This window comes from Paenibacillus sp. PAMC 26794 (genome assembly GCF_000316035.1).
Lineage (GTDB): Bacteria > Bacillota > Bacilli > Paenibacillales > Paenibacillaceae > Paenibacillus.
In genome coordinates, this window is record NZ_ANHX01000025.1 from 22,666 (window position 1) to 34,936 (window position 12,271).

Consider the following 12,271-nt stretch of genomic DNA (forward strand, 5'->3'; position numbering starts at 1 on the left):
GAATCGATACCATCATAACGGTAATGACCCTAACGCATCAATACCTTCCTGGCATCACTTTTTGTTCATTTGGATACTTGTTAGTACAAATTACGGAACTGTTCAGGAGTCACGCCCTCAATCCTGCGAAAGGTAGCAACAAAATGGCTTGAATCCCGAAAGCCAACCCGAATTGCAGTTTCCCTGATCGTGGGTCTATGGTCTGCGGTCATGATTTCCTTGGCTTTGCGAATACGCAGCAAAATGAAATAACTGTAGGCTGTCATGCCAAAAGATTGTTTAAACAAGGTGTTCAGATGTCTGGATGAGATCCCTGTGAGGTCAGCCATATGTTCGAGCCCAATCTCGGGATTCCCATAATGCTGTTCCATGAATGCAATGAGCGGAGCAAGTCTCTCCACAGCATGTGAGATGGAAGAACGATTACCCGTCATGCCATGTTTTTTGAGCAAAATCAGAAATCGGTATATATCCGCTGACGCTTCGAGTCCCGACAAATCCTGATCACTTCTGATCGAATCCAGCACTTCCTGGCCGTAATCATTGAACGGGCTGCTCTGCTCCCACTGATGGAACGCCGCTTCACTCAGACTAAGTGACTCCAAGATTGCCGGACACTGGGAGCCACCAAATGTAATGTAAAATGTCTCCCACTCTCCTTGGGCGCACACATATTCATGCGGTTCATTCGGCGGCAGCAAAATACCGGATGCTTCCCCCAGTATGACCGTGGACCCGGCAAATCTGAATTCTCCGGCTCCCTTTACTGTTTGAAGCCAATGGTAACAGGGATACCCCACAGGTCTGGACACCTTCTCCTGATTGCCGTTATAACCTAGGCTCTCAATATAAAGGGGCAGCGGGTGATCACGTGATGTCATGAAATATCGTTGATGTCGGGGTGAGATAAGCATGGGATGCCTCCTTGGTTATAAGCTAAAATACACTTCCGTATTCTTATATCAGTCATTACTTTTATTATATTTTAAAAGTCATATGTATCATATAGTATAGGATTATTCTTATACAAGAGGTGAACACATTGATTAGTAGCAAACTGCCCAAAATGTTCTACGGGGGCGATTACAACCCGGAACAGTGGGATCACGAAACCCACCTTGAAGACCTGCGCATGTTCCAATTGGCAGGCATTGATATTGCCACAATCAACGTATTTTCATGGGCACTGATTCAGCCTGATGAAGTTACTTACCGTTTTGAAGAACTCGACCAACTGATTAATCGTTTACATGAAAATGGTGTCTATATATGCCTTGCAACAAGCACTGCTGCCCATCCGGCCTGGATGGCAAAGAAATATCCAGACGTGCTTCGTGTAGATGCCGATGGACGCAAACGCAAATTCGGTGGGCGCCATAATTCCTGTCCCAACAGCCCGACCTATCGCAAATACGCTGAGAAGATTGCGGATAAACTGGCTGAACGTTACAAGGATCACCCCGCGGTTCTCGTATGGCACATCTCCAACGAATATGGCGGTGAGTGCTACTGTGACAACTGTGAGAAAGCGTTCCGCGTGTATCTGAAAGAACGCTATCAGACTCTGGAACAGGTCAACAAAGCATGGAACACGAATTTCTGGGGGCATACCTTCTACGATTGGGACGAGATTGTACTACCGAGCAACCTGAGCGAACATTGGGGTAACAATAATTCAACGTTCCAGGGAATCTCACTGGACTACTCCCGATTTAACTCCGACAGCATGCTGGATTGTTATCTGTTGGAATACGATGCGATCAAAAAACATATTCCGGACTCCGTTGTTACTACCAATTTGATGGGATTCTTCAAGCAATTGGACTATTTCAAATGGGCAAAATATTTGGATATCGTCTCCTGGGACAGTTATCCTGGTCTCGCCACTCCTGTCAGCTTCACGGCAATGGCTCATGACCTTATGCGCGGACTGAAGGATGGTCAACCGTTCATGCTGATGGAGCAAACACCAAGTCAGCAGAACTGGCAGCCATATAACTCACTGAAACGTCCAGGTGTCATGCGTCTGTGGAGTTATCAATCTGTTGCGCACGGAGCCGATACCATCATGTTCTTCCAGCTTCGTCGCTCCATCGGTGCCTGTGAGAAGTATCATGGTGCAGTTATTGAGCATGCTGGGCATGAGAATACACGTGTATTCCGCGAAGTCGCTGAGCTGGGCAAGGAATTGCAGATCCTTGGAGATACCACGCTGGATGCATCTGTTGAATCCAAAGTAGCGATTGTGTTCGACTGGGATAACTGGTGGGCCATCGAAAAATCAAGCGGACCTACGGTTGCCCTGAACTATGTGGATCAGATCCATAAATACTACGCAGCCTTCTTCCGCCGCAACATACAAGTAGATATCATCAATGTGGATAAGGATATGAGCAAATACGACATTGTCCTTGCCCCTGTTCTTTACATGGTTAAACCAGGGTTTGCCGCCAAACTGGAGAAGTATGTTGAAACAGGTGGAACATTCCTGACGACCTTCTTCAGCGGCATTGTTAACGAGAACGATCTCGTGACCACAGGTGGATATCCGGGAGAACTTCGTAAACTGCTCGGAATCTGGGTGGAAGAGATTGATGCGCTGCTGCCTGAGCAAAAGAATCGCATTGTCCTCAAAGAAACCTACGGTGATCTTGAAGGAGAGTATGGCTGCGGAATGCTGTGTGACCTGCTGCACAGTGAAGGAGCCGAAGTCATCGCGGAGTATGGAGACGACTTTTATAAAGGCATGCCTGTTGTGACACGTAATACCTTTGGTCAAGGTGAAGCTTGGTACGTTGCATCCGACCCGGATGAGCGCTTCCTGGATGGTTTGCTGGGACAGCTTGCAGCAGCAAAGAACGTAGAATCCTTGCTTGTGACACCAGAAGGTGTTGAAGTAAGCGCACGAACCAAAGACGGCAAGCCCTACCTGTTTGTCATGAACCATAACGCAATCACGCAATCCTATGATCTGGGAACAGCTAAAGCACATGATCTGCTCACCAATCGTGAGCTTTCGGGAAGTGTTGAGATTGAAGCCCGTGGAGTGCAATTGCTCGAAATGAAATAAGCGATTTTGCTTATTTCGAATCATTTGGAATAATATAATGTGATAGAAATACCCGTGATACAAAGTGTCACATATTCATTCCTTTTATACTTGTTATTGTCTTCAGCGAGGAGATTGGTATAGATTTCATACCTTTATCGTCTTCTGTAAGCCAAAAGCTGCTACTTCCCGTATCCGTCTACACCGGATACGGGTTTTTGGCATGATCTGTGGTCTTTTTGATAGAAGGAAATATCAGTATGCGAAGCGAATTGGACGAGAAACACATTTTAACAAAGCCTGCCGGAACATGCTTGTGAATCCTGATGCTGATCCATTATAAAATAATGAACAGTTGAAATATTGGTGACACTCATGATGTCACTTATTCGTTGTTACAATAGAAATATAACTACGACATCACTTTCCGGCGGCGCAGATCGAAACGGAGTGGCTGACATGAACAGAACAAATCGGCTTGCTGCCATTGTAATGGCATTACAGCATGGTCACGAAACGGCACACTCATTAGGCGAGAAATTTGAGGTTTCCCGTCGCACGATTCTCCGGGATATTCAGTCCCTCTCCGAGATGAATGTGCCCATTATTGCCATTTCCGGTCCGGGAGGCGGTTTCAGTCTTATGGAGGGTTACGTATTACCCCCATTACAGCTGGACCCGGTAGAAGCAGCGACGCTCCTATTCGCTCTTGAAGGTCTAAGTCGCTACGCCGACACACCCTTTCATGAGAAACGCTGGACCCTGATGAACAAAGTTAAGGCCATCATTCCGGATGATATCATGTCGCGAATGGATCCCATGCTCAAACAGCTGTATCATCATATTCCAGACCGCAATTACATTCTTCCTCATCTGGACGCACTGCTGGCATGTATACCCGAACACGGGTGGCTTAGTGTGCTGTATCGCTCCGCATCACGTCAGCGATGGTTGCATATCTGTCCCACACGGGTATATGCTTCCTCTGGCTTCTGGTACTGTGAAGCATATTCCCTCGAACATGGTGAACAACGTCTGTTCCGGGTTGACCGAATTATCGAAGTCAAAGTGATCGAAACACAGGATGAACAGGTGCTTAACGAACAGGCGGAGCAACAGCAGAGCAAGCCGATTCCTCCAGAACAGCCGCCAAGCCTGGTTAAGGCACAACTGAGTTATCTGGGAATGATTGAAGCTGAACAGGACGAGCATATTGGCGAAAAGATGACTGAAATTGCCCCGGATCTCTGGGAATTGTCATTCCTTTGTCCACCAGAGGAATGGGACTGGGCCGTACGATTCTTTTACCGATTGGGACGTGAAGCCGAAGTGATCGAACCCCTCCAACTTCGCAGTGAGATTCGTCAGCATGCCGAGGAAGTGAGCCGAAGATACCTTGCTTCAACCAAGTCGTAGCCTGACTACACACGAAAAGGAGCCTACTGATATCATGACATATGAAGCCGTTATAACGTACGAAGAAGCAGTACAGCGTATCCAGTCTATAGGGTTGCTGCCTCTGGCCCCCCTATTTGCCGAATATCCTTCTCTGTCATCGCTAACCCCCAAAGAACATTGGCACAAGGATGATGAACTTGATCCCTGGTTATGGCGTTCACGCCTGGCTGAAGAGGGCATTACTGCATATGGAAAATTTGTCAAAAAGAAAGCGCTTCTTGTCTCGCGTGAATTCTTCCCCTGGGTACAACGACTGCTTGCCAACTCCAGAACGATCGAGGAACAGTATGAAGCGGGTCAGCTCTCCCGTGAAGCGTTCAAACTCCATGCGTTAATTGCAGAACAGGAAGGCATCGCTGGACGTGCCTTGCGATCACAAGCCGGTTTCGGGGCAAAAGAGGACAAAAAAGCATTTGACCGTGGACTTCTGGACCTTCAGGGCTGTGCAGCCATTGTAATCAGTGGAACCAAAGAAAAAGAGGGGCTCGCTGAAGGCAAAGTTGCATGGAACAGCTCCGCATATGAGACCGCAGATCACTGGATGCATCGTCATGGCATTAAGCCATTCGAAGGCAGCATAGAAGAGGCGCGTGAACTGTTGGCTGCGCAACTACAGCAACATGCTTCACCCGCCGCATTATCAAGCATCTCCAAAGCACTTGGCATCCGTGGAATCTAAATAAAGCCAATCCCGGTTGTAGTGCAAATTTCAACCGGAATTGGCTGTGGTTCACCATATAATGCATCGTAGACTATAAACAACATCCATCCAGAATGGATTTAGAGAATCACGCCATCCTTGAATATGGCAATCTCCCGGAATCCATGCTGCTCACTGAGTGTATGTGACCGTCCTGAGGCAATATCAATCAGCTGGCTGAACAGCTGTACTTTGACCTCATCCATCGTCTGCCCCTCCAACAGCTGGCCTGCGTTGAAGTCAATCCAGTGTTTTTTGCGATTCGCCAGATCGGATTGGGTCGCAATCTTGACGGTAGGTACCGGGCCTCCGAAGGGAGTGCCCCGCCCTGTTGTGAAGAGCACAATATGTGCACCGGCCGCAGACAGCGCCGTAACAGACACCAGATCATTACCCGGTGCTTCTACAATGTTCAGACCGGTTTGAGTTACACGTTTGCCATAACGCAGAACGTCGACTACTGAAGAACGTCCTCCCTTTTGCGTACATCCAAGTGACTTTTCCTCCAGCGTTGTGATGCCACCAGCCTTATTACCAGGTGAAGGATTTTCATAGATGTTCTGGCCATGGTTCACAAAATATTGCTTGAAGCCGTTCACGAGGTCCACCAAATCGTGAAATACCTGCTCATTGGCAGCCCGGTTCATTAAGATCGTCTCCGCACCAAACATCTCCGGAACTTCCGTCAGAATAGCCGTACCCCCGGCAGCAACCAACATATCAGCAACTGCACCGACCAGCGGATTGGCTGTAATGCCAGATAAACCATCGGAACCGCCACACTTCAACCCAATTTTAAGTTTACTGAGCGGAAGCGGCTGCCGTTGTTCATGTTCAACGATCTCCACAAGTTCTTCCATCAGTCGAAGCCCTTCCTCAAGCTCGTCATCCGTTTCCTGTGCTTTGAGAAACCGTACTTTACCGCGGTATTCCGGAGCAATACACTCACGGAACTCGTCTACTTGGTTATTCTCACAGCCCAGACCGATGACGAGAACGCCTCCTGCATTCGGATGCTCCACCAAGGAAGCCAGCAACTGTTGTGTATACTTCAGATCATCACCAAGCTGTGAACACCCGAATGGATGCGGAAAGTGAAATACACCATCTACCCGGCTTTCAAACTGGGACTGACCCATACGTGCCAAAGCTTCACACACTTTATTGATACATCCAACCGTATTCACAATCCAGATCTCATTACGAATACCTGCTTCACCATTGGGGCGCAAATATCCATCGAATGAGCGCAGATGTTCCGGAGGCATGTCTGTCTGCACCTTGGCTCCCGGTTGGTACTCATATTCAAGCAATCCGTGCAGACCCGTCTTCAGGTTGTGACTATGAATCCAGCTTCCCTGCTCAATCTGCTCTTGGGCAATCCCGATAGAGAATCCATACTTCATCACATCATCACCCGATGCCAGGGTATGCACAGCAATCTTATGCCCCTTCGGCACATCATCCAGCAAGGTAAAAGAAACACCGTCTGGCAGGGTAATGCATTCTCCTTTGGCATAATCCCGAAGCGCTATAATGACATCATCCTGTGGTTGAATGGCAATCCAGTCATTGATTGTACTTGTTGTGTTCATTTCCCTTCACCTTCCAACAATCCGATTTCACGAACAAGTGCTGCACGCAGCCCCTCTCTTGCATCCAGATTTTCGCCCCAGATCAGGGTGTCCGACAACACAGCCGCTACCCGGTCATCCAGTTGCTTCTGATTCCTGTTAAGCGTGTCATAACTTTCCCAGTGTGCAGCCAAAGCAGCCAGGACATCCGGGTCATCCCGCAACAGAATGTCATCCCCATTCAGTCGTTGTGCCTTGTAACCTTCTGGCGTATTTACCGGACGATAGAGACACAATAATCCAGCAAACCCTTGAATTAAACGTTCTGGCCAACTTCCCTGATTTTGCTCGTAAGACAAAAGTGTAGGCAGCACACGAACCTTGAATTTTCCGATCGTATTCAAAGCAATATCTTGCAATTTGTGATCAATATACGGGTTAAGAAACCGTTCGAACACTTCTTCTGCATACTGGTCCAGCTGATGATCGGGCATATTCAGAGCAGGGACGATCTCCTGATGCACAGCTTCCCTGATCCATGAGCCAAAATGTGGATCTTCCATCGTTTCTCTCACATGCTGCTTGCCTTGCAGAATGCCGAGGGATGACATTAAGGTATGTGCCCCATTCAAAATACGAACCTTGCGTACCTGAAAAGGCTTCAGATCTTTCACCCAATGTACATTGAGACCGGCCTGTTTGAGAGGGAGTTTTTTGTCCAATGATTCATCACCCTGAATGGCCCAGAAATGATATGGCTCTGCTGTATTAATCAACTGGTCCTCATACCCCCAGCGATTCGTCAGGGAATCGGCTTCCTCCTGGGTCGGCGCACCTGTTACGATTCGATCTACCAGATTGTTCAGGAAGTGATTATGGTTCTCGATCCATGAACGGAAGCCATCCGAATACCCATAATCCTCACTATGACGGAGGACACAACTGCGTAGCACATCACCATTGCCTTCAAGCAGCTCGCAAGGCAGATGAATCAAACCTCTGGATGGATCACCATCAAATTTCAAATATCGCTGATGCAGGAAAACCGTTAATTTTCCCGGAAATGATTGAACGGGTTCACCCTCGATATAGTCCGCATACGTATATTTCAATCCTGATTCGGTTGTATTGGAAATAACGAACTCAAGTGAAGGCAGTTCCGCCAAGTTCAGAAAGGCATCCCATTCCTCATACGGATTGATACACTGTGAGAAAATGGAGATCAACTCTGTCCGCTCAACTGGCTTCCCTTGAGACAGACCTCGCGTAATCATCGTATATAATCCGTCCTGATCACGAATCTGCTCCAGCTTGGCTTTGCCTCCCGGTCGTGGTTGGGTAACAGCTACACTTCCATGAAATTTGCCTTGTCTGGCACTCTCATGAAGCATCCAGTCTGCAAATCCCCGCAGGAAATTACCTTCTCCAATCTGCAAAACCTTCACGGGACGCTCCATAATCTCCTTGCACTTGCGCTGACCATCGCTCCCCAGTAAATTCAGCTTCAACCTTGGCCGTTTCGTGCTTGCCGACATGGACACTCACCTCATCGATTATTTGTACTGTCGGAATGCAGCTCAAAGACTCTGCACCCTTTTATTGTAAACGCTTTAAATTCATTGTATCATCAATAAAAGGAAATTAAATTGCTTATATTGCGGTAAATATACTCTCTCATGACCAGGTATAACATCTCGTTGAAGACGATCGTCTGGAAAGGAGTTTTTATGGAACGTTCACCTGTTCGTACGACTATTCAAGCAGAATCCGGTATTCCGTTCCGCCTGGTGTACAGCGACACCAAATCCCCTCAGAACGAGTTGCCAGATCACCTTCACGACTGGCATGAAATTATCTATGTATATCGTGGACAGGGAAGCATCTTTATTGATACGGGACTTGAGAATATGCAGGAAGGTGATCTGTTCATCATTCCAGGCAGCACGGTTCACCGAGCCTTGCCCGATGCAGGCAATCCTGTCACATCTTCCGCGTTGTTCTTCAGCCCGGGATTGCTGGCATCCACCGCCGGAGGCACTGCTTCTTCTTTGCTTAGCCTGTTTGAACGTTGTCGTAAACAACGCGTGTATAAGAGACATCTGAACACAGAGGAGCAATCACAGGTAGCCGCCCTTATTGATGATATCCAGGCCGAATTTCAGCTCGGTCATCATCTAAGCGCACATGCGGCCCTGTTAAGGCTGCAACTGTTGCTCATTTTTCTGGAACGTCTGGAAGCTGCAGGACCTGCGAATCCGGGTAAATCCGCTCCGGGTCCCTCCTGGCTCTCTTCTACGATCTCTCATATTGACGATAACCTTCGGAGTGGCCTTTCCCTCCCTGAACTGGCGCAGTACGCCTCTGTATCCCCTGCCCATTTCAGTCGTGCCTTCAAACGATACACGGGAATGACTCTAACGGATTACGCATTAGCGCGGAGGGTCATTATGGCGAAAGAGCATCTGGTCCAAAGTGATGAGACGATGGCAGCCGTGGCCGATGCTTGCGGGTTCGACAGCCTGCCCCACTTTTACCGTCAATTCAAAAAGTTAACTGGCACAACTCCCGCAGCTTATCGCAGAACCATGAACAGTTCACGTTAAAATAAGAAGCAGCCTGGAACATAGGTCCACGGCTCTAATCATATATATCCACATATTCTTTCATATGGAAGATGTGGTATGATAATCTCGGTCTGTATTACATCATAAATGGAGTTGAACCTGTGCTTATTAAATTTCTTATCTTTGGTCTTCTATGGCGGATTGTAGGTAATCCGTTCATTGCCATCCTCATTTTACTCGTTATACTGTATTTCCTGGATCGTCGTTACGTTGGGGTGTTCCCAAGCTTCACGAAACCTCTCAAGCGTATGCGTAACATCTCCCGGCTTCGGCAACAGCTTGCCATGAGTCCCAATGAAGTTTCTTCCAAGCTGGAACTGGCTCGCCTGTTAATTGAGCGCAAGCGTTACAGTGAGGCACATGCGTTATTGCTTGAACTGGAGCGCCCATACGAACAATCGGCTGAGTACTGGGAGGCATTAGGGACGACTGAGCTTCATTTGGGCAACATCGAAAAAGGCGAACGTCATATTTTGCAAGCCCTCGAGATCAACCCCAGAGTCAAGTACGGACGCCCGTACCTAACCCTTGCTGGAGCCTTCAAAGATACGCATGAGGACAAAGCGCTGGATTATGTGCATCAGTTTCAGGAGATTCATTCCTCTTCCAGTGAAGCTTATTATCTGCTCGGCTCAGTTCATCGTTCCCTCGGACGCAATGCAGACGCGAAGCAGGCTTACGAGCAATCGTTGAACGTTTATCGTTCGTTGCCCAAATACAAAAAACGTCAGGAGCGCCGCTGGGCTGTCCGCAGTTGGTTCCGCAAACGTGGATTGTAATGTCATCCGCTATACGCTGTAATCTTCATATATCACTTTTCTACCAATAAAAGTGCACTGATCTCTGCCCTCGTATGAGCAGAAACAGTGCACTTTTTTCTTAACAACAATATTAATACACCAACATCTCACTCAGTCGTTCTTCATGATGATGCATCCAGTCAATCCGCTGTTTCAGCTTCACAATCTGCTCCACAGCCACTTCCGGCTCATCTGTACCCTCGAACATCCGACTGATGAAATGCATGACCACATCCAGACTGCGCAGCAAAATCAATCGAGGTATAGCCAGCAACTCTTCCGGTTCCAATCTGACCTGTTCCCGAAATCCTTTGATCAGTCCCTCCTGTGCTTGCCACATCCAATCTTCACTCTTGTCCATGGTAAGGAGGTCAGACATCGGAACAGCCAGCTCCATTACCCGCAAATCCCATGTCGCAAATTCAAAATCCAAAATGGCACAGATTTCACCATCCTGCTGATCTGCCAATACATTCGAAGCATTCACGTCCCCATGAACCAATTGATGCGGCAACTGTTCCATTCCCCGCAGGGCTTCAAACAGATCTGGCAGCGCATCTCTCAGTTGCTTCAACTCATTCGCACATGCGGCCAATTGCTCCGGCGGCGATGTGCATAGCTGTAATAATCGTTCTGGTGAACAGAGCGGATACGCATCCTGAATTCGATAGTATGGTGGATACACAGGTTCAAGTGTTATATCCAACGTAGCCATAACAGAAGACAGGGCCCCCGCCGTTTTACCGAGCTCTATCAATTGATCTGGTGTATGCCAGATGGGATTGACGCCTTCCCTATAATGAAACAGAGTCACGATTTTGGTATGACCTGTCAGGGTATCTTTTACAGGAAGGAACGTACCTCTCTCACCAGATAACCGCCTTACAAGTGAAGGGGTATCAAGCTTAAAGTTCGAACGTTCGAGGGCTTCCAGCACCTCGTGTTCAAAGGTAATTTTCATCGGATCATTATGTGTTTCATATTGTCTCATGACGTAATTAGTCCCGTCTACATGGAGCATGTAAGTAGAATTATTCATTCCACCCTTTCCACGCTCGCCTTTCCAATCCGATGTGAAACCATATAAGGCCAACACTTCGGATATACGCTGCTGCTCTGAAGGATGGAGGGAACCGGAATCGATGTTTTGCACCAAAAATTAACCCCTTTATCTCACAAAATGGAACTGTCTTTTATTTATCTTAAAGGAAGTCCATCGCTTGGTCTAGCTCTGTTCCAAAGTGATCAAGAGAATGGATAATATCCCGTCCGATTAAGCTGCTCCGCAATGACACGATACCCTCTTGCATTGGGATGCACTCTGTCCCAGAACAACAGTTCACGTTCACGACCTTCAAACCTGTCATACACCTGAGCACACGCATAGTTGCCTGATCCCGCTCCATTCAGAAACGAATTATATTGGCGCACCCAGTACGCAGCTTCCGTCGCTTGTGGATACGGGTTGTACAATCCGATGGATCGGACCATATACTCATGGTTGCCCTTTAACTGCCGAATGTGCCGCATGATCTGAGATACATTACTGCGGGTTTCTCCGAGCACCTGTGTCATTTTGCTGGCATTTGGAATGCCATTACTTGCTTTAAACGTACGAATCAGATCATTCCCGCCAATGGATATGGTAATGATATCCGCTTCACGGAGCGATTGCCGCACTCGGGGATGCGAAGAGATCATCTGCAACATTTCCCCCGACGTCAATCCATTCACGCCCATATTTTCCATGGATACAAACGTACGAACATTCATTTCTGCCATTCGCCGATATAAAGGAACAAAGCCGGTGCCCAGCAACGCTCCTGTACCTACCGTTAATGAATCTCCTATAGCCACATATCGATATACCATCCCGTCGCCCCTCTCTGCTGTGATTTCTCTGAACAATAATGAACTGCTCTATATCTTATGATGAGTGGCAAGACAAGGCGCGGGATGGTGTCCTTAGGCATGCACCTTTCTTTTTGCATAAAACTATATTTCTTCTGTAGAGGTGAAAAAAGAAAAAAGCCCTGCCGCATAACGTGACAGAGCCTGATTCATTG

10 protein-coding genes are annotated in these 12,271 nt (G+C 47.7%); 5 read left to right on the plus strand and 5 right to left on the minus strand.

From position 1 onward, the window contains the following. Positions 1 to 80 precede the first annotated feature (80 nt). On the minus strand, positions 81 to 914 hold the full coding sequence (locus tag D829_RS0112595) for an AraC family transcriptional regulator (protein ID WP_017689255.1): 834 nt from the start codon (positions 912 to 914) through the stop codon (positions 81 to 83). A 128-nt stretch (positions 915 to 1,042) separates the two neighbouring features. On the opposite strand from D829_RS0112595, the gene D829_RS0112600 reads away from it, so the two are divergent. The 3 genes from D829_RS0112600 to D829_RS0112610 all read left to right on the plus strand — a co-directional run bounded on the left by D829_RS0112600 (position 1,043) and on the right by D829_RS0112610 (position 5,186). Beyond that, complete coding sequence (locus tag D829_RS0112600) at positions 1,043 to 3,070, plus strand: beta-galactosidase (RefSeq protein WP_017689256.1); 2,028 nt, start codon at positions 1,043 to 1,045, stop codon at positions 3,068 to 3,070. A gap of 438 nt (positions 3,071 to 3,508) precedes the next feature. After that, the gene (locus D829_RS0112605) at positions 3,509 to 4,465 is read left to right on the plus strand and encodes a WYL domain-containing protein (RefSeq protein ID WP_017689257.1); all 957 of its coding nucleotides are present in this window, start codon (positions 3,509 to 3,511) and stop codon (positions 4,463 to 4,465) included. Positions 4,466 to 4,499: 34 nt separating this feature from the next. Further along, on the plus strand, positions 4,500 to 5,186 hold the full coding sequence (locus D829_RS0112610; protein ID WP_017689258.1) for a hypothetical protein: 687 nt from the start codon (positions 4,500 to 4,502) through the stop codon (positions 5,184 to 5,186). Positions 5,187 to 5,287: 101 nt separating this feature from the next. Here the strand turns inward: D829_RS0112610 and D829_RS0112615 are convergent, their stop codons facing one another. Both D829_RS0112615 and D829_RS0112620 read right to left on the minus strand, forming a co-directional pair. Then, positions 5,288 to 6,802, minus strand: a complete 1,515-nt coding sequence (locus tag D829_RS0112615; protein ID WP_017689259.1) for an altronate dehydratase family protein — start codon at positions 6,800 to 6,802, stop codon at positions 5,288 to 5,290. Next, positions 6,799 to 8,316, minus strand: a complete 1,518-nt coding sequence (locus tag D829_RS0112620; protein WP_017689260.1) for a tagaturonate reductase — start codon at positions 8,314 to 8,316, stop codon at positions 6,799 to 6,801. The genes D829_RS0112615 and D829_RS0112620 overlap by 4 nt, the downstream gene beginning before the upstream one ends. A gap of 192 nt (positions 8,317 to 8,508) precedes the next feature. On the opposite strand from D829_RS0112620, the gene D829_RS0112625 reads away from it, so the two are divergent. Then, positions 8,509 to 9,384: an AraC family transcriptional regulator gene (locus tag D829_RS0112625; protein ID WP_017689261.1), complete on the plus strand. Its 876-nt coding sequence runs from the start codon at positions 8,509 to 8,511 to the stop codon at positions 9,382 to 9,384. 122 nt (positions 9,385 to 9,506) lie between these two features. After that, positions 9,507 to 10,184, plus strand: a complete 678-nt coding sequence (locus D829_RS0112630) for a tetratricopeptide repeat protein (RefSeq protein WP_026081149.1) — start codon at positions 9,507 to 9,509, stop codon at positions 10,182 to 10,184. 112 nt (positions 10,185 to 10,296) lie between these two features. On the opposite strand, the gene D829_RS30945 is transcribed toward D829_RS0112630, so the two are convergent. Next, the gene (locus tag D829_RS30945; protein ID WP_017689263.1) at positions 10,297 to 11,358 is read right to left on the minus strand and encodes a phosphotransferase; all 1,062 of its coding nucleotides are present in this window, start codon (positions 11,356 to 11,358) and stop codon (positions 10,297 to 10,299) included. A 92-nt stretch (positions 11,359 to 11,450) separates the two neighbouring features. After that, on the minus strand, positions 11,451 to 12,077 hold the full coding sequence (locus D829_RS0112640; protein ID WP_017689264.1) for a GDSL-type esterase/lipase family protein: 627 nt from the start codon (positions 12,075 to 12,077) through the stop codon (positions 11,451 to 11,453). Positions 12,078 to 12,271: the final 194 nt, after the last annotated feature.

Excerpts from the sequence above, each read along its gene's own strand:
- D829_RS0112605 (WP_017689257.1), top strand. The coding sequence starts at position 3,509 with ATGAACAGAACAAATCGGCTTGCTGCCATTGTAATGGCATTACAGCAT.
- D829_RS0112615 (WP_017689259.1), bottom strand. The coding sequence starts at position 6,802 with ATGAACACAACAAGTACAATCAATGACTGGATTGCCATTCAACCACAG.
- D829_RS0112610 (WP_017689258.1), top strand. The coding sequence starts at position 4,500 with ATGACATATGAAGCCGTTATAACGTACGAAGAAGCAGTACAGCGTATC.
- D829_RS0112640 (WP_017689264.1), bottom strand. The coding sequence starts at position 12,077 with ATGGTATATCGATATGTGGCTATAGGAGATTCATTAACGGTAGGTACA.
- D829_RS0112595 (WP_017689255.1), bottom strand. The coding sequence starts at position 914 with ATGCTTATCTCACCCCGACATCAACGATATTTCATGACATCACGTGAT.
- D829_RS0112625 (WP_017689261.1), top strand. The coding sequence starts at position 8,509 with ATGGAACGTTCACCTGTTCGTACGACTATTCAAGCAGAATCCGGTATT.
- D829_RS0112620 (WP_017689260.1), bottom strand. The coding sequence starts at position 8,316 with ATGTCGGCAAGCACGAAACGGCCAAGGTTGAAGCTGAATTTACTGGGG.